The organism is Neobacillus niacini (assembly GCF_048572935.1).
GTDB classification, from domain to species: Bacteria; Bacillota; Bacilli; order Bacillales; family Cytobacillaceae; genus Neobacillus; species Neobacillus niacini.
In genome coordinates this window covers 5420238-5437013 of sequence record NZ_CP183883.1, presented here as the reverse complement: position 1 = coordinate 5437013, position 16776 = coordinate 5420238, and the positions used below count along the sequence as shown (strand labels likewise).

At 37.5% G+C, this 16776-nt stretch carries 18 protein-coding genes and 1 riboswitch; of the genes, 10 read left to right on the top strand and 8 right to left on the bottom strand.

Annotation, left to right across the window (positions count from 1 at the left end):
- Positions 1-85: 85 nt before the first annotated feature.
- Positions 86-1354: a M48 family metallopeptidase gene (locus ACN6MT_RS26705; protein ID WP_419888743.1), complete on the top strand. Its 1269-nt coding sequence runs from the start codon at positions 86-88 to the stop codon at positions 1352-1354.
- A gap of 239 nt (positions 1355-1593) precedes the next feature.
- Here ACN6MT_RS26705 and ACN6MT_RS26700 read toward each other — a convergent pair whose 3' ends face one another.
- The gene (locus ACN6MT_RS26700) at positions 1594-1827 is read right to left on the bottom strand and encodes an IDEAL domain-containing protein (protein WP_063253188.1); all 234 of its coding nucleotides are present in this window, start codon (positions 1825-1827) and stop codon (positions 1594-1596) included.
- Between the two features lie 186 nt (positions 1828-2013).
- Here ACN6MT_RS26700 and ACN6MT_RS26695 point away from each other — a divergent pair, with 186 nt between their 5' ends.
- The gene (locus ACN6MT_RS26695) at positions 2014-2586 is read left to right on the top strand and encodes a competence protein ComK (RefSeq protein WP_419888742.1); all 573 of its coding nucleotides are present in this window, start codon (positions 2014-2016) and stop codon (positions 2584-2586) included.
- A gap of 4 nt (positions 2587-2590) precedes the next feature.
- Here ACN6MT_RS26695 and ACN6MT_RS26690 read toward each other — a convergent pair whose 3' ends face one another.
- Positions 2591-2956, bottom strand: a complete 366-nt coding sequence (locus ACN6MT_RS26690) for a hypothetical protein (protein WP_063253186.1) — start codon at positions 2954-2956, stop codon at positions 2591-2593.
- Between the two features lie 228 nt (positions 2957-3184).
- Between ACN6MT_RS26690 and ACN6MT_RS26685 the strand changes: the two genes are divergently transcribed.
- The 5 genes from ACN6MT_RS26685 (at position 3185) to addA (ending at position 12824) form a co-directional block, all read left to right on the top strand.
- Positions 3185-4129, top strand: a complete 945-nt coding sequence (locus ACN6MT_RS26685; protein WP_419888741.1) for an LCP family protein — start codon at positions 3185-3187, stop codon at positions 4127-4129.
- 44 nt (positions 4130-4173) lie between these two features.
- Positions 4174-4827, top strand: a complete 654-nt coding sequence (locus tag ACN6MT_RS26680) for a TVP38/TMEM64 family protein (protein WP_063253184.1) — start codon at positions 4174-4176, stop codon at positions 4825-4827.
- A 2-nt stretch (positions 4828-4829) separates the two neighbouring features.
- Positions 4830-5384, top strand: coding sequence for a signal peptidase I (lepB, locus tag ACN6MT_RS26675; RefSeq protein ID WP_063253183.1), 555 nt, complete (start codon positions 4830-4832; stop codon positions 5382-5384).
- A 176-nt stretch (positions 5385-5560) separates the two neighbouring features.
- Positions 5561-9055 (top strand): helicase-exonuclease AddAB subunit AddB, encoded by a 3495-nt coding sequence (gene addB / locus ACN6MT_RS26670; protein ID WP_419888740.1) that lies wholly within the window; start codon positions 5561-5563, stop codon positions 9053-9055.
- Positions 9048-12824, top strand: coding sequence for a helicase-exonuclease AddAB subunit AddA (gene addA, locus ACN6MT_RS26665; protein WP_419888739.1), 3777 nt, complete (start codon positions 9048-9050; stop codon positions 12822-12824). The genes addB and addA overlap by 8 nt, the downstream gene beginning before the upstream one ends.
- Before the next feature lie 41 nt (positions 12825-12865).
- Here addA and ACN6MT_RS26660 read toward each other — a convergent pair whose 3' ends face one another.
- The 6 genes from ACN6MT_RS26660 to ACN6MT_RS26635 form a co-directional block, all read right to left on the bottom strand.
- Entirely contained in the window at positions 12866-13084 is a 219-nt protein-coding gene (locus ACN6MT_RS26660) for a spore germination protein (protein ID WP_063253180.1), read from the bottom strand.
- 64 nt (positions 13085-13148) lie between these two features.
- The gene (locus ACN6MT_RS26655; protein WP_419888738.1) at positions 13149-13529 is read right to left on the bottom strand and encodes a spore germination protein GerPE; all 381 of its coding nucleotides are present in this window, start codon (positions 13527-13529) and stop codon (positions 13149-13151) included.
- A gap of 14 nt (positions 13530-13543) precedes the next feature.
- Positions 13544-13714: a hypothetical protein gene (locus tag ACN6MT_RS26650; protein ID WP_063253178.1), complete on the bottom strand. Its 171-nt coding sequence runs from the start codon at positions 13712-13714 to the stop codon at positions 13544-13546.
- Positions 13704-14324 (bottom strand): spore germination protein GerPC, encoded by a 621-nt coding sequence (gene gerPC / locus ACN6MT_RS26645; protein ID WP_419888737.1) that lies wholly within the window; start codon positions 14322-14324, stop codon positions 13704-13706. Before gerPC ends, ACN6MT_RS26650 begins: the two co-directional genes overlap by 11 nt.
- 9 nt (positions 14325-14333) lie before the next feature.
- Complete coding sequence (locus tag ACN6MT_RS26640; protein ID WP_063253176.1) at positions 14334-14576, bottom strand: spore germination protein GerPB; 243 nt, start codon at positions 14574-14576, stop codon at positions 14334-14336.
- Positions 14577-14593: 17 nt separating this feature from the next.
- The gene (locus ACN6MT_RS26635) at positions 14594-14818 is read right to left on the bottom strand and encodes a spore germination protein (RefSeq protein WP_063253175.1); all 225 of its coding nucleotides are present in this window, start codon (positions 14816-14818) and stop codon (positions 14594-14596) included.
- A 229-nt stretch (positions 14819-15047) separates the two neighbouring features.
- Positions 15048-15134, top strand: a riboswitch (cyclic di-GMP riboswitch).
- A 206-nt stretch (positions 15135-15340) separates the two neighbouring features.
- Here ACN6MT_RS26635 and ACN6MT_RS26630 point away from each other — a divergent pair.
- From ACN6MT_RS26630 to ACN6MT_RS26620, 3 genes are all read left to right on the top strand, one after another.
- Positions 15341-15949, top strand: a complete 609-nt coding sequence (locus tag ACN6MT_RS26630) for an ATPase, T2SS/T4P/T4SS family (RefSeq protein WP_419888736.1) — start codon at positions 15341-15343, stop codon at positions 15947-15949.
- Positions 15950-16027: 78 nt separating this feature from the next.
- Positions 16028-16387 carry a YisL family protein gene (locus ACN6MT_RS26625; protein WP_419888735.1) on the top strand — a complete coding sequence of 120 codons (360 nt, stop codon included), beginning with the start codon at positions 16028-16030 and terminating at the stop codon, positions 16385-16387.
- 116 nt (positions 16388-16503) lie between these two features.
- A complete protein-coding gene (locus ACN6MT_RS26620; protein ID WP_419888734.1) occupies positions 16504-16776 on the top strand; it encodes a ubiquitin-like small modifier protein 1 in 273 nt (90 codons plus the stop codon).

The window sequence follows — 16776 nt, the reverse complement described above, 5'->3', positions numbered from 1 at the left end:
GTATAGCCCGGCTTTTTTTAGTTCTAAATATGAACTTTATAACTAAACTAAATATAGAGAGTTTGTACAAAAAGGGGGACAAAACATGGTTAGAAAAATGGGAGTCTATGCAGTTTTGGCCTATGTAATATATGGGTTGTTTTTTTATTGGTATTTATTTTACTTTGCAGACTCAAACCTGCCTTTTGAATATCAAGGGACGAAAGCTGATCCTGCTACTTTTTTAAATGGCAGGGAATTAATGCTGAGTGAAGAGTATTCAAAAATTAGAAATTTGTTATTTTTCTTATCAACACCATTTGAATGGCTTTTCTATTTTCTGATTTTACTGTTTGGCTTTTCAAAAGCATTTAAATCATGGGCTGAAAATTCGTCCAAGTATAAGCTGCTTCAAACAGCTATATATATGATATGGCTTTCATTTTTTGCTTTTTTGGCTACATTGCCACTAAGCTATATCAGTTACACTTTGTCAAAAACTTATAACATTTCAACACAAACCTTTGCTTCTTGGATGAAGGAGGAGTTAATTGATTTTTGGATTAATTACGGGACTTTACTGATTATTGTCCCAGTTTTATATTGGCTCATGAAAAAAAGTGTTAAACGCTGGTGGCTCTATGCCTGGATATTGTCGATACCCTTTACCTTGTTTATGATGTTTCTACAGCCCGTAATCATTGACCCGTTATATAATGATTTTTATCCTTTGAAAAATAAAGAATTAGAAACGAAGATATTAGCTTTAGCAGATAAAGCGCAAATTCCCGCCGAACATGTTTTTGAAGTGAATATGTCCAAGGAGACAAATTCCTTAAATGCATATGTATCAGGGATTGGCTCAAACGCAAGGATTGTACTATGGGATACTACTTTAAATAAATTATCAGATGATCAAATTTTATTTATCATGGCACATGAAATCTGTCATTATGTTGAAAAGCATATCTATATCGGAATCGCTTTATATTTATTGTTCTCACTTTTGGGGTTGTATTTAACGTATCGAATTATGAATTGGGCAATTGGGCGATATGGAAAAGAATTGAAAATTCCAGACGTAAAAGATATTCGTTCCTTACCGCTCTTTTTCATGATCATTTCCATGCTTTTGTTTGCGTCCAGTCCAATCTCTAATCTCATTTCTCGGTATGAGGAAACCAGGGCTGACAGATATGCGATTAATATGACACAGAATCCTGAAGCTGCGATAACATCCTTCCAAGAATTAACCCGCTCGGGACTAAGCCAGGTTAACCCGCCTTTATTAGTAAAAATATTCCGTTACAGTCATCCTTCCATGCTTGAGCGTATTTCAATGCTTGAAGAATATGAAGTTAAACAACGCAAATAAATAAAAACGGGAAAGGAGAATTTAATCTCCTTTCCCGTTTTTATTTTAGGCTGTGTTAAAAAAAACTGTGATTTTTGCACCCTGTTGATTGGAATGGAAGGCACGAAGACTCCTGCGGGAGTACGGGGCTGGGGAGACCCCACAGGCGCTTAAGCGCCGAGGAGGCTCCCCGGCACGCCCGCGGAAAGCGAAGTGCCTGGAGTGGAAATCAACAGGCATATTTTACACAGCCTTATTCTTTACGTTCCAAACCGTTTGTTTATTTCAACTAATTGTTTTGATAAAAGGTAAAAGTTTTGTTTATCGCGATGGTCAATCGCACGGTCAATTTTCTTCAGCAGTTTTTCTCTTTCGACATTTAATTGAATCTCTGATAAGAGCATTTCAATGTACAAATCCTGGACAAAATTCTCTTTCCGTTGACGTTTCATGGCACCAATTTTCATTAATTCCGTGTATGATTTCTCATTCATCAAAATCACCTCGATGCTTTTTATTATTATATGGGGTTTTTTTGATAATATCAATTAATATTTATAATTTTCAGTTTTATTTTTCCGTAATAACTTTGTGAATAAATTCGCAACAATTCAGAAAAATAAATCAACCAAATTTTAAACATGATATGATGGATAAAATTGCTAATGGAGTTGAGCATATTGAAGCTAAAACAAATTGAAGAGTATGAGGTAAATCCATTTACGATGTTTATTAAACCTATCGCGTATGGCAGTAAAATTTATTCGGAGATTTTCGAAGTAGAGGACAAATTTTTATCTTCCTATAAACCACTCGAAATAATAAGAAATAGTTGTGAATACTATGGAAGTGATTATGAAGGTCGTAGGAATGGCACCAAACAGTTAGTTGGGTATGCGCATAAGATTCCCATTGCAATTGATCCTACAAACCGCATTTTTTTCTTCCCTACCACATCACCAACCCGTCAAGAATGTATTTGGATTTCCCATGAACATGTAAAAGATTACGATCGAGTAAATCCCCAAGAAACTTTAATCCTTTTTAATAATAATCAGTCTTTTAAATTCCCTGTTTCGTGCAGTTCAATCATTTCTCAACTGGAGAGAACAGCTTACTTAAGAACGAAGTTAATGCAAAGAATTGAGTACAATGAAAAAAAATCCTTTTATTTATTACAACGGCCAAAACCCATGGAGGCTTCAGAAAACTTTTATCAATATGGCAAACATAAGGTTAAGGATAAACAATAATATCTTAACGGGACAGGTACTGTTTTAGAAAATAGAACTCCATTAGTTCTTGAACTTTGTTGCGTATTCTTGGATTAAAGTAATTATGAGCCTCTTCATACCCTTTATATAAAAACATATACATGGTAAAGGCTTCATCCCGTTTTGTTTCCATTACTCTCAGATTATTCTTCTTCATATATCGTTTCACTTCAGCTAATTCCGTTTGAATGCTTTTCATGGTTTCTTCAATTAGTTCTAAGTATGGTTTTTTTAATTTAAAAGGACTGTTTTCTACAACGGTTAAATCACGATTTAAGACAATTAATACCATAGGCAAATAGATGGCTTTTTCCATTATATTACGATCTTCCTCTGGAATTCTGGTCATCCCGTCATCGACCCCTTTCAAATAACTAATTCGAACGTTTGTTCTTAATTTATCATACAAAAGTCTGATGGAAAACGCAATGCTTTAAAGCTTGCGTTTTTTGTTTGCAAAATTTGGTACTTGTATGAGAAAGTTTTTGATAGAAGGATATTTCTTCGGGGAAAATGAATTATATATGTACACAATAAATTTGTTCTAAAAAATATGACATAGATAGGTGAATCTGGTATGAGATACGATAGACACACAAAAAAGAAAAAAAGGAAAAAGACTTCAATACTATTGGTCCTGCTGCTACTATTTGGAGGAACTGCAGGTTATACATATTATCAGTATAAACAAGGAGTTAATCAATCATTAGAGAAAATGAATAAGGAAAATAATGTTAATGAAGAAGTTTACACGTTTGAAGGTAAAAAAGATCAATATGGGGCCACCAATATTCTTTTATTAGGAAGCGATGCCAGAGCGGGCGAGGAAGTATCACGGGCGGATACTATCATGATTGCACATTATAATGAAGACAAAGGCACTTATAAGCTGACTTCTATAATGAGAGACATTTATGTAAATATCCCAGGTGAGGGTAAACATAAAATTAATTCTGCCTTTATGCGTGGCGGTCCTGAATTAATGAGGAAAACAATAAAAGAAAACTTTGATATTGATTTACAATATTATGCCATTGTCGATTTTGAAGGCTTTGTGCAATTGGTTGATGAGGCATTTCCGAATGGCGTAGAAATAAATGTTGAAAAGAAAATGTCAGCATATGTTGAAGTTCCACTAGAACCAGGACTGCAAAGACTAAATGGCGAACAAATGCTTAGTTTTGTACGTTTTCGGCATGATGCGATAGGTGACTTTGGCCGGGTTCAACGTCAGCAGCAGGCACTTCAGGCGATAAGCGACCAGCTTTCAGGAATTCAAACCATCCCCAAACTCCCGAAATTAATTGGTGTAGTTACACCCTATATCAATACAAACATGGATACCGGGGATATATTGTTTATGGCAAAAGATTTCTTTGCAAAAGATAGAGGAAATATTCAGACCTTTAGAATTCCAATTGAAAACGGATATGAAGACGCAAGAATAAAAGGGGAAGGATCTGTTCTAGATTTAAATTTAGAGATGAATAGGGAAGCTTTTCACCAGTTTTTAACTAAATAAAAAACAAACAAACAGCAACAATGTATGAAGTAAGGAGCAATCATATGGACATTGAAGCAATCAAGGCATGGTTCACACTAGAAAATATAATGGACTTAATTCAAGAGTACCGGTCCTTTGGCCCAATCCCCGGTGTAGTGCTGCCCATGATTGAAGCATTTTTACCTTTTTTGCCATTGGTTATTTTTGTAATGGCTAATGCCAGTGCTTTTGGATTATGGCTGGGATTTTTATATTCTTGGCTGGGGTCTTTTTTAGGAGCGCTGCTGCTTTTTTTCCTTATAAGGAAGTATGGACAAAAGAGAGTTTTTTCTTTTCTATCAAAACACTCAAAGGTTCAAAAGTTGATGGACTGGGTAGATCGACATGGCTTTGGACCGCTCTTTTTGCTCCTTTGTTTCCCATTTACACCATCTGTTGTGGTTAATGTTGTAGCGGCTCTTTCGAAAATTAGTATTTATCAATATATGCTTGCTGTAGCAATTGGTAAGATGGTGATGATTTTTACCATCAGCTTTGTTGGCTATGACCTTCAATCATTGATTACTCAGCCTTACCGTACTGCCATCGTTTTTCTAGTTATTTTTATTCTTTGGTATGTTGGAAAAAGAATTGAAGTAAGATTGAATAAGAGGATGGAAAATGACCATAATGAGGAGATAAATAGAGGTAAAGAGTTGAAGAAAAGGAGGAGTTAAAGGTGAATATTGAATGGAAAAAAGAGGGGATCGAATGGGTTAAGGCTTTTGCAATTGGTATTATTATTTTTGCTTTTATACGAACTTTTTTCTTTTCTAATTATGTGGTCGAGGGAGAATCAATGATGCCTACTCTCCAGGATGGGAACAAATTAGTAGTTAATAAGCTGGGCTACCAAATTAGTGATTTGAGCCGTTTTGATGTCATAGTATTCCATGCAAATGAGAAAGAAGATTACGTCAAGCGAGTAATCGGGCTTCCAGGAGATAAGATTGAGTTTAAAGATGATCAATTATATATCAATGGACACAAATACAACGAACCGTTTTTATCTGTTTATAAGCAAGAAATACCTGGTATCAAACTTACAGGTGATTTTAGTTTGAAGGAAATAACAGGTGAAAGTACAGTACCAGAAGGAAAGCTATTCGTGCTAGGAGATAATCGCTTAGGCAGCTGGGACAGCAGACATTTTGGATTCATCTCTGTAACCCAGGTTGTAGGAAAGGTTGACCTCCGGTATTGGCCGCTAAACGAAATGGATGTACAATTCTAAATTAGAATAGAGTAGAAACCTGAGAGTACGATGATAATATCGACTCTCTTTTTTATTTAAAAATTACCATTACTGGTTTTAATCTGTAAGAAGTGTTCCAAACGTTTGTGCTCATTTTATGATAAAATGAGAGTAAGTAATTTTAAAACAGGGTAATCGGAAAGTGAGGAAGAAACATGTCATTAAGAATGATTACCGGAAGGTCGGGAAGCGGTAAAACACAAATGTGTATGAATGAAATTGAAGATCGGCTGCTGGAAAATCCAGAGGGTGCACCGATTATTTATATTGTTCCAGAACAGATGACTTTTTCAACAGAATACCGCTTAGCGACCAATCCAAAACTTGGTGGAATGATACGTGCACAAGTGTACAGTTTCTCACGGTTAGCTTGGAGAATATTGCAGGAGGCTGGAGGTATTAGCCGATATCATCTAAGTAGTGTTGGACTAAGCATGCTTATTAGAAAAATTATAGAGGATAAGAAAGACGAATTAAAATTATTCCAGCGTGCCGCTGATAAAAATGGTTTTGTTCAGCAAGTTGAACAGATGATTACTGAGTTTAAACGTTATTGTATTACCCCAGATGAGTTGATTGATAAGGCAGGGAAGGGTAATAGAAATAGTGAAAATGCTTCTAGAGCCTTACAAGATAAACTAAATGATTTAGAGATTATATATAGACAATTTGAAGATGAAGTCTTTGGTAAGTATATCAGTTCAGAAGATTATTTTCGTTTGCTTTCAGAAAAGGTTTCTGAATCCACCTACTTAAAAGAGGCAGAAATCTATATAGATGGATTTTATAGCTTTACGCCACAAGAATACCTTGTCATACAACAGATAATGAAACATTGTCAGAGAGTAACGATTACCATGACAACTGACAAAACTTCCTTTGAAATGGTGCCAGATGAATTGGATTTATTTCGATTAACAAGTGATACGTGCACCACTTTATACAATTTAGCACAAGCGGAAGGAATTGAAATGGAGTCTCCGCTTTTTCTATCTGAGCAGCAGAAATGGAATCAGTTATCTTTACAGCATTTAGAGAGACATTTTGATACCAGACCAGCAACCCCTTATGATGGAAAAACAGACATCTATATAGGGCAAGCTGTTAATCGAAGAGCAGAGATAGAGGGGATTGCACGCGAAATTCTTCAGTTAGTTCGGGTAAAGAATTATCGGTATAAAGACGTAGCCCTATTGATAAGGAATGGCACTGATTATCATGATATCGTAGAGCCTGTTTTCTCTGATTATCAAATTCCGTTTTTTATTGACCAAAAGAGAACAATGCTGAATCACCCATTGATTGAATTAATCCGGTCAACTATGGAGGTAATTCAATCATTTTGGCGTTATGAGCCTGTTTTTAGAGTAATCAAAACTGAATTGATATACCCGCTGCATGAAAATCCAGATCGAATACGGGAAAAAATGGATAGACTAGAAAACTATGTACTTGCCTATGGAATTAAAGGCAGTAAATGGACAAGTAAAGACCGCTGGACATACCGTCGCTTCAATGGTCTGGAGATGGAAACAAATGTGCAAACCGACGCGGAAAAAGAAATAGAACAGCAATTGAATGAATTAAAGCTTATGGTAACAGCACCCATTCTACGGTTATCAAGAAGGCTTAAAAAGGCAGACACGGGCCGGAAACTTTGTGAAGCAATCTACTTATATCTAGAAGAATTAGATATTCCTTCAAAACTAGAAAATTGGAAAATGGAAGCCGAACAGAAAGGAAATCTAGTCAAAATGCGTGAGCATGATCAGGTATGGAATGCCTGTATTGATCTATTGGATCAATATGTGGAAATATTAGGAGATGATGCGGTTTCCTTAAAGTCTTTCTCTGCTATCTTGGAAGCAGGATTCGAATCACTCTATTTTTCACTTATTCCTCCAGCTCTAGATCAGGTTATCATAGGAGATTTGGAGAAATCTCGACTGACAGATATAAAAACAGCTTTTATTGTTGGTGTAAATGAGGGGGTATTACCAGCAAAGATTGCCGATGAAGGGATATTATCTGATGATGAGCGTGAAATGTTAATGGAATCAGATTTAATCGTAGCTCCAAGCAGCAGAACACGGCTATTGGATGAGCATTTTATAGCTTACAAGGCCCTAACGACACCATCAGAATCTCTTTACGTGAGTTACCCGCTTGCCAATGATGAAGGAAAGGCATTAATAGCTTCCTCGTATATTAAAAGATTAAAAGATATGTATCCAAATTTAGCAGAACATTTTTATGGTACCGATCCTGCTGAGTTAACAGAAGAAGAACAGTTAAACTTTGTTACTAATCACAAAACCACTCTTTCTTACTTGACTTCACAGCTTCAGTTGAAAAAGCGGAATTATCCTATATCCGATTTGTGGTGGGATGTATATAACTTTTATATCAGCGGTGAGTGGAAGCAAAGAGCAGAGAAAGTATTCGCTAGTCTCTTCTATACCAACCAAACGGTACAGCTTTCAAAGGAAACAGCGGACGAATTATATGGGGATACCATACAGGCGAGTGTTTCACGAATGGAATTGTACAATGGCTGTGCCTTTTCCCATTTTGCACAGCACGGGCTAAAGCTTCGTGAACGGAAGGTTTTCCGATTGGAAGCTCCTGACATAGGTGAATTATTTCATGCTGCTTTAAAACATATCTCTGATTATGTCAATGAACAAAGACTTAGCTGGGCATCTCTTACAAAGAAACAATGTGAAGAACTGGCCAAAGAAGCGGTGAGTGCTTTAGCTCCTAAGCTCCAAAATGAAATTCTTTTAAGTTCGGAACGTCATCATTATATCAAACGAAAATTAGAACAAATTATTACCCGGGCATCTCAAGTATTAAGCGAACATGCAAAAGTAAGTGGATTCTCACCAATCGGATTAGAATTGAGCTTTGGACGTAATGGCAAGCTTCCGCCATTAACGTTTTCATTAAAAAATGGCAAACGAATGGAACTAGCTGGCCGTATCGATAGGGTCGATCAAGCAAAGGGTGTTAATGATAGTACGTACTTACGTGTAATTGATTATAAATCGAGTGAAAAGGATGTTAACCTGAACGAGGTATACTATGGACTAGCCCTGCAAATGTTAACCTACCTAGATATAGTCATTACACATTCTGACCAACTGGTAGAAATGAAAGCAAGCCCAGCGGGGGTCCTTTATTTCCATGTCCATAACCCATTAATAAGCACTACTAAATTATTGACGATTGAAGAAATCGAAAAGGAAATCATGAAAAAATTCAAGATGAACGGTTTAATGATGGGTGACCCAGATGTCCTTAAACTCATGGACCAAACACTTGATTCAGGTGATTCACAGATTATCTCAGCAGGCATAAAAAAAGATGGGAATCTGACGAAAAAATCAAAAGTTGCAAGTCTAAATGAATTTGATAATTTAAGGGATTATGTCCGGAAGCTCTATCAAACTACAGGAGAGGCTATCGTGGATGGTCAAGTTGACATTGCTCCTTATAAAATGAAAGATAAAACACCATGTACATTTTGTGCCTACAAATCCGTTTGTCAATTTGATGAGTCGATTGAAAATCAATATCGAATTCTAACACCGCAGCCCAAGGAAACAATCTTTGAATTAATAAGGAAGGAGGTTGGCGTAAATGAGTAATTTTGTAATACCTCCTAAACCAGAGGGGGCAACCTGGACGGAAGACCAATGGAAAGCGATTATGGGGAAAAATAAAGATATTCTTGTCGCAGCCGCAGCAGGCTCAGGTAAAACAGCGGTTTTGGTCGAGCGAATTATCCAAAAGATTCTATCAGAAGAAGACCCTATTAATGTGGATGAGTTATTAGTGGTAACATTTACGAACGCATCTGCAGCTGAAATGCGTCATCGTATCGGAGAAGCATTGGAAAAAGCGATTAATAAGGATCCCGGATCCAGGCATTTACGAAAGCAGCTTAGCCTATTAAACAAAGCCTCCATCTCCACATTGCATTCCTTTTGCATGGAGGTTATCCGTAAATACTATTACCTTATTGATGTTGACCCTGGATTTAGAATTGCTGATGAAACAGAGGCACAATTAATTCGGGATGAAGTCATGGACGAGCTATTTGAAGAGGAGTATGGAAAAAAAGATAATGAGCCATTTTTTAGGCTAGTAGATTCCTTTACCAGCGACCGCAGTGATAGTGCCCTAATGGATATAGTGAGAGATATTTATGATTTTGCACGGTCAAACCCTGTGCCTAGTCATTATTTACAGTCAATGATAGGTATGTATGATGTTGCTTCTATTACAAATCTTGAAGAATTACCATTCATTCAAGCGCTTGTTTTTGATATGGAACTTCAATTGGAAGGTGCAAAGGAATTGATTGAGCGGGGCTTGGAAGTGACAAAGCTTCCAGGTGGTCCGGCACCAAGGGCGGAAAATTTTCTTGATGATATAAATGTGATTAATACGCTTATCCAGGCGAACCGTGACTCGTGGTCAGCTCTTTATCAGGCGATGCAGACATGGTCATTTTCCCGAGCAAAACAAGTTAAAGGCGATCACTTCGACAAAGAGTTGACTGAAAAAGCGCAAAAACTACGTGATAAGGCTAAAAAGAGGATCCAAGATATTAAAGAAGAGCTGTTTTTGCGAAAACCAGAAGGCTTCTTACGGGATATGGCTGAAATGCGCCCGCTCATTGAAACACTGGTCCATTTGGTCACTGTTTTCTCTTCGCGCTTTGAGAAAGCGAAGCGTGAAAAAGGACTTGTGGACTATGCCGATTTAGAACATTATTGCCTAGAAATATTGACAGGAGAAATAAATACTGCAGGAGAGTTTCTTCCATCGGAAGCAGCGGTAGCTTATCGCCAACAGTTTAATGAAGTATTTGTGGATGAATACCAAGATGTCAATATGGTTCAGGAAACCATATTAAAGCTGGTATCAAAAGAAGATGAGACGAATGGTAATCTGTTCATGGTCGGTGACGTCAAACAGTCAATATATCGGTTTCGATTAGCAGAGCCTAATTTATTTTTAGGAAAATATAACCGTTTCAGGCAGGATGGTAATGGCACTGGATTACGAATTGATCTGGCTCGTAATTTTAGAAGCCGGAAAGAGGTACTGGATGGAACAAACTATTTATTTAAACAACTTATGGGTGTAAAGGTTGGAGAAATTGAATATGATGAAGCTGCTGAATTAAGGCCGGGTGCACCATATCCAGAAGATGAACCATTTCCAATTGAGCTATTACTTATCGACCAAAATAATGATAGTAAAGAATTATCTGCAGAAGCAGCTGAAGCAGAAACGGAGATCGGACCTTCTGAGTTTGATGAGGTGGATTTAGAAAAATCCCAGCTTGAAGCAAGAGTAATGGCTTCAAAAATTAAACAGTTGATCGAGAATGAAACCAAGGTTTATAACCCAAAAACCAATTCTTATCGTCCGATTATGTATCGAGATATAGTGATTCTTCTTCGCTCCATGACCTGGGCACCACAAATAATGGAGGAATTTAAACAACAAGGTATACCGATTTATGCGAACCTTTCCTCTGGTTATTTTGAAGCAACGGAAGTAGCGATCATGATGTCATTGCTAAGAGTGATTGATAACCCATTTCAAGATATACCGTTGGCTTCGGTCTTACGGTCTCCAATTGTTGGGCTCAACGAGGAAGAACTCGCACAAATACGCATGTACAACAAGGGGACTTTTTGGGAGGCTGTTAAGAATTTCTGTAGAAGCAGCCCAACAGAAAAAACAGAGTTTTTATATGAAAAGGTTCGTCGTTTTTATGACTTTTTGGAACAATGGCGTTCGATGGCACGTCAGGGTTCGCTATCAGATTTAATATGGCAGCTTTACCGGGATACACAGTTTTATGACTTTGCAGGTGGTTTGCCAGGTGGTAAACAGCGGCAGGCAAACTTACGAGCGTTGTATGATCGTGCAAGGCAATATGAACAAACTTCATTTCGAGGGTTATTCCGGTTTCTGCGTTTTGTAGAAAGAATGATTGAAAGAGGAGATGACCTAGGAGCAGCGAGGGCGCTCGGAGAGCAAGAAGATGTTGTTCGAATTATGACCATTCATAGCAGTAAAGGACTAGAATTTCCGGTTGTGTTTATTGCAGGATTGTCGCGTAATTTTAATCTGTCTGATATCCGGAAGCCTTATATGCTCGACAAAGAGTTCGGTTTTGCATCAAAGTATGTAAATGTGGAAAAACGAATTTCCTATCCATCTTTGCCTCAAATAGCTTTTAAGCGTAGAAAGAAGATGGAAATGCTTGCAGAAGAAATGCGAGTTCTGTATGTGGCGCTTACACGGGCCAAGGAAAAGTTATATTTAATAGGGACTATGAAGGATACTGAAAAAAAAATAGATCAGTGGTCTGATGTTTCTACTAATCAAAACTGGCTGCTCAAGGATTATGAAAGAGCGGCGGCAGGCTGTTACATGGATTGGGTTGGCCCCGCGTTAATTCGGCACAAAGACAGTAAAGAATTAATGAAGAGTGAGATTCAAAACTCAGTCCTTCCTGATGAAATTACCTGTCACCCTTCTGCTTGGAAAATTACAATAATACATGCAGACGAAGTCAAAAATCAGGAAGTTATCAAAAGCTTGGAGGAGGACACCCTCCTAGATAAGGTAGAGAATAAGGAAATGATACCTTTAACATCTCCTTTTAAAGAAGAAATTCAGTCTCGTTTAACATGGGAATACTACTTTGCCAATGCCTCAACCCATCGCTCGAAGCAATCCGTATCCGAAATGAAACGTCAGCGGGAAATGTCCGATGAGCATAGTGGTACTGAATTATTAAGCAAATTTAAAAAATCGATTACAAAACGCCCTAAGTTTATGCAGGAAAAGGCGCTTAGCCCTGCTGAAAGAGGGACTGCCCTCCATATGGTCATGCAGCATGTCGATTTAGCAAGACCTGTGACAATAGAATCTGTTAAGACACAAATCGAGGCCATGGTTAATAATGAGCTGATAACGGTCGAACAGGCGGAGGTCATTGATACACAGCTCATTGGGAAATTTTTTGAGTCAGATTTAGGTAAGAGGATGTTAAAGGCAAAGGCAGTGAGCCGTGAGATTCCTTTTACCCTATCCTTACCTGCTGCTAAAGTTTATCCAACATGGAAGGGCCAAGATGAATCTGTGTTTGTTCAGGGGATAATCGACTGTGTGTTTGAGGATGAAAATGGCCTTGTTCTTATTGATTTTAAATCAGACGGGATAAGTGATCGATACAAAGGTGGTTTTGAACAGGCCAAACCAATACTTGAACAGCGGTACCGGCTGCAAATCAATCTATACACGCAAGCATTGGAGAAAATTTGGAAAAGAAAAGTCGATGAAAGATTTTTATTCTTCTTTGACGGTGCTCATGTAGTAAAGCTATAGTCAATTAGAAAACGACATAAACATCCTCGTTTATGTCGTTTCTAATTATTTCCGCCAATTGGCTGGTCAAGCAAATTAGCATCAAGAACATTTGTGCCGCTTAAACCGCTAGCAGTAAATATAATTCCTCCTGTATTAAAGCCTCCAGAACCTGCATTGGTCTTTGTAGCACTTTTTGGAGAAATATATACCGTATCCCCAAAATGAACAATTCCACCGCTTACATTCACAATTTGAACTGGACCCATTATCGCTGGCATTTACTAACATCCTTTTCTTTACTTGCCCTTAGCGAGCTTGTGATATTGTATTCTAACGGCCTTGTCATTGTTCATCCCCTCTATGCTGCAGTTGTCTGATATGTTTAACCCTTGCTTCCATTGAGACGTTTTCACTGTTTCCTACATGCAGTATGGCATCCGAGGACATTGCAAGGATAGATATAGTGTTGACCTTAATGATAGGAAGGCAATTATGAGTAGATATCGTAATACTCTCATTTATTGGCAAAAAAGGGATTGGTTCAGAAAACACAGGATAGTTTGAAAAATTACCTTCTTTTGTATTAAAAACTTCAGCTTCCCTTTGAACAGCCAAGGCACGTGAAAATCCATTAATAATACGGGAATCTCCAAGCTGAATGATAGAGGCAAAGGAAGCAGAGGTCACATTAACCCTGTTTACGACAGAAGATCTCTGGAGCATAAACTTTAGCACCCCTAAAAAAGTGGGACAAACGGCCCGATGATAAGTGATTCAGCGGGAGTGTCAAAAGTTGACGCCAATTGAATAGTTTGTGTGTCGCCTACCATCACGAGCGACGAACTTGCAACCCCTATTATTCTAATGGTATCAACATGGAGATCTCGATTATATACCTCAAAGTTCATTTTGTGTATTCATTCCTTTCACATTCTCTGGTAAATGATTAATAAAGATTAAAATTCCTTTTCTAATTTCCTGTTTAAGTAATTCGACAATGCTCTCCTCTGAGAATTGTTCGCCATTCCGCTCATTGGCTGCAGCATTTTGTATATGGTAATCAATCCTGGCTGGAAGCTGTTTCATGATATCTTGTTTAATGAAAGCTAAATAGGAATCATCTAATCTAACATTTATTTGGTTTTGAGTTTCCTTAAATAGCACTGGCAGTTCGGTTTCTAAATACTGATAAATAGATTCTTCGATTTTCATAGAACGCTGCATTTGTGCCTTAGGATGCATAGGTGTTTTTAAGGATTGATTTTCCACGGCAAAATCTTCAATATTTGCCAAATCGGATGGATTTAGTCCAATGTTTAAGGTTCCTTCAAGAGTTTCAACCTTTAATTGATCGAATTTGTATTCAATCTTATCAACCCGAATACTTGGCTTATCTTTTAATTGATTTATTTCTTCCTGAAGTTTTAGAATGGTGTGTTCAAGAGTTGCAATTCTATTTTCCTGTGCCTGTAAAGTCATCTGGACCCATTGAAGAAGTTGTGAATAATCCTGGTACATACCATCACCTCACTTTGAATCTTCTTCTCTCGAACCTGTACCTGATAATGGCACTGCGGGGCTGCCAGATTGCCCGGTCGTAGTCTGAGTACCTCCTGCAGTTGGTGCGGGCGTTGTAAAACCTCCTGTGTTATACAAATATGAGGCAGGTTTAATAATTCCAGCACTGCCAATCTGCAGGACAGAAGAATTTGTTATACTGCTAATTTTAATAAAGTTTATTTGAATGGATTGCTGGATATAAAAATTCATAAAAAACCAACCTTTCCTTAAGCATTAAGGAAGATTCCTTGATCAATACCATCTGAATCGTTTGTGTTCGTATTACTTAAATTATTATTATGAACATTTAAACTTTCACCCGTATTAAATGAACCAGCACCGGAGAAAGTTCTTGCAGATGAAAATGGCATAATTTTGTAGACATCTCCAATATGAAAAACGGAACTGCTGCCAAGTGATATGACTTGTGCAACTCCTACAATCGCTGGCATAAACAACACCCTTTACCTTTTTTCTCCTAATATCTTATGTATGGGTTGGTGTAATGTGATTCAATCGCCCAAATAAAGTAAATCCAACCTTAATTGGTTGGGAAAATTATAGAATTAGGTACAAATACCTATTTGTTTGTGAAAAATGATAAAATAGTAGGATATGAGATGAAGGCAAAAGGACTTAAGATAGATTTAAGAGATCAGTCGGAAATGTAAAAACACTGATTCTCGATAAAGGCAAAACTGGTGAAAATCAGTGACGCAAAGCTAAAGGGGCTAAGGTGCATTTGCACTACGCCAGCCAGTTACCGAAAGAACAGGGTGTTTTTCGTAGATAACAGCATTGTTTACATAGGTCTTTCTATGTACATTGTTGTACTTCATTTGTTAACCCCCCTTTCGGTAAAGGCGGGGTTGTTTTTATCTGTTTATCGCCCCCAGCCTAACCGTTCGTTCATATTTTCTTTAAGTTTTGTGAGTAAATTGGTTTTCAAAAAACAAACAAGGTGGGTGGAATCTATGGGGCTATTAAAACAAATCGAACAAAATCATCAGGGACAAGGCATTAATCACAAATTATACAATTCGGCTAGGCTGGCTAATAGAAAGTATTCCTGGAAACCTCTAGACTTACAGGATTTAATTTGTAACGGGACCATGTCAAAAGAAATGGCCCTCTTCCTCTGTACATGTGTGAGAGCTAGGTTAAATATCGTAGTGAGCGGAGGAACAGGTGCAGGTAAAACAACCCTTGCCAATGCCCTTTCTACTTTCATTCCAAGAGAGGAAAGGAATATTCTTGGAGATGTTCGTGGTAAAAATGTACGTGAAATACTTCGGAAAGAAAATAGAGGACTTGATGGTTTTCTTGCAACAGGACATTCCAGCAGCCCGCGTAATATGATTGACCGTTTGGAAGTCATTGCCTATCTTGAAGGGATGAATTTGGCTATCAATGCGATTAGGGAACAAATCGCTGGTACTATTGATATCATAGTCCACCTTTCACGCTTAAATGATGGAAAAAGAAAAATTACTAAGATAGCAGAGGTTCAAGGGATCAAGGATGACAATATTGTGCTTAGAGATATTTTTACTGTGAATCCACTAGAAGGTTCTTATTATTAGCTTTTCTTTAGGAATTTTGGCAATGCCTATGGTATGATAGTGTTGCTATAAGCTATTGATACATAGGAGGAAGATTAAATGATTCATGGTCACGTAACAGCTTGGGTACTAGCCCTAATTTTGTTTATTGTCGCTATATTTTTACTAAAAGGCGGGAAAGAAAAGGGCGCTAAAATTGTGCAAATGATTCTGCGTGTTCTTTATCTGTTAATCATTGCAACGGGTGTTGGACTTCTATTCATGGTGTCTAATATTGATTTGTTGTATATATTAAAAGCCGTAGTAGGCATTTGGGTTATTGGTTTATTTGAAATGATCCTTAGCAAGGTTGCACAAAATAGAAAAACTTCCGTTTTGTGGATACAGTTCGTTATCGCCTTCTTACTTGTATTGTATTTAGGATTTGATAAACTGCCTATGTCGATTTTTTACGTATAAGATTAGTTTGTTAGAAAGAGCTGTCGGTTTACCGGCTGCTCTTTTTTAGTTCAAAAAAAGATGACAAGAAGTGCAAATAGTTTTACTATTTAAGTAAGGGGAGAGGAGTGTTTGTTATGCTGGTAAGAGTGTTTGCAAATCTCCGGCAAATTTGCGGCGGAGTTGGGGTAGAGGTTAGTCCGGAAGGGCAACAGGTCATTGATGTACTTAATAAGATGGTAGAAATGTTCCCTGATCTTAAGGATGAAATTTTTACGCCTGAAAAAGAGCTTCTTCCATTTGTTCATGTATTCATTAACGGAAGAAATATTATTCATTTGGATGGTCTTAAGACCATTGTAAAAGAAACCGATCAATTTGCACTTTTTCCTCCAGTTGCAGGTGGTTAA

Excerpts from the sequence above, each read along its gene's own strand:
- addB (WP_419888740.1), top strand. The coding sequence starts at position 5,561 with ATGTCATTAAGAATGATTACCGGAAGGTCGGGAAGCGGTAAAACACAA.
- ACN6MT_RS26655 (WP_419888738.1), bottom strand. The coding sequence starts at position 13,529 with ATGCTCCAGAGATCTTCTGTCGTAAACAGGGTTAATGTGACCTCTGCT.
- ACN6MT_RS26650 (WP_063253178.1), bottom strand. The coding sequence starts at position 13,714 with ATGAACTTTGAGGTATATAATCGAGATCTCCATGTTGATACCATTAGA.
- ACN6MT_RS26705 (WP_419888743.1), top strand. The coding sequence starts at position 86 with ATGGTTAGAAAAATGGGAGTCTATGCAGTTTTGGCCTATGTAATATAT.
- ACN6MT_RS26625 (WP_419888735.1), top strand. The coding sequence starts at position 16,028 with ATGATTCATGGTCACGTAACAGCTTGGGTACTAGCCCTAATTTTGTTT.
- ACN6MT_RS26640 (WP_063253176.1), bottom strand. The coding sequence starts at position 14,576 with ATGAATTTTTATATCCAGCAATCCATTCAAATAAACTTTATTAAAATT.
- ACN6MT_RS26700 (WP_063253188.1), bottom strand. The coding sequence starts at position 1,827 with ATGAATGAGAAATCATACACGGAATTAATGAAAATTGGTGCCATGAAA.
- gerPC (WP_419888737.1), bottom strand. The coding sequence starts at position 14,324 with ATGTACCAGGATTATTCACAACTTCTTCAATGGGTCCAGATGACTTTA.
- ACN6MT_RS26680 (WP_063253184.1), top strand. The coding sequence starts at position 4,174 with ATGGACATTGAAGCAATCAAGGCATGGTTCACACTAGAAAATATAATG.
- ACN6MT_RS26690 (WP_063253186.1), bottom strand. The coding sequence starts at position 2,956 with ATGACCAGAATTCCAGAGGAAGATCGTAATATAATGGAAAAAGCCATC.
- addA (WP_419888739.1), top strand. The coding sequence starts at position 9,048 with ATGAGTAATTTTGTAATACCTCCTAAACCAGAGGGGGCAACCTGGACG.
- ACN6MT_RS26685 (WP_419888741.1), top strand. The coding sequence starts at position 3,185 with ATGAGATACGATAGACACACAAAAAAGAAAAAAAGGAAAAAGACTTCA.
- ACN6MT_RS26630 (WP_419888736.1), top strand. The coding sequence starts at position 15,341 with ATGGGGCTATTAAAACAAATCGAACAAAATCATCAGGGACAAGGCATT.
- ACN6MT_RS26635 (WP_063253175.1), bottom strand. The coding sequence starts at position 14,818 with ATGCCAGCGATTGTAGGAGTTGCACAAGTCATATCACTTGGCAGCAGT.
- ACN6MT_RS26620 (WP_419888734.1), top strand. The coding sequence starts at position 16,504 with ATGCTGGTAAGAGTGTTTGCAAATCTCCGGCAAATTTGCGGCGGAGTT.
- ACN6MT_RS26660 (WP_063253180.1), bottom strand. The coding sequence starts at position 13,084 with ATGCCAGCGATAATGGGTCCAGTTCAAATTGTGAATGTAAGCGGTGGA.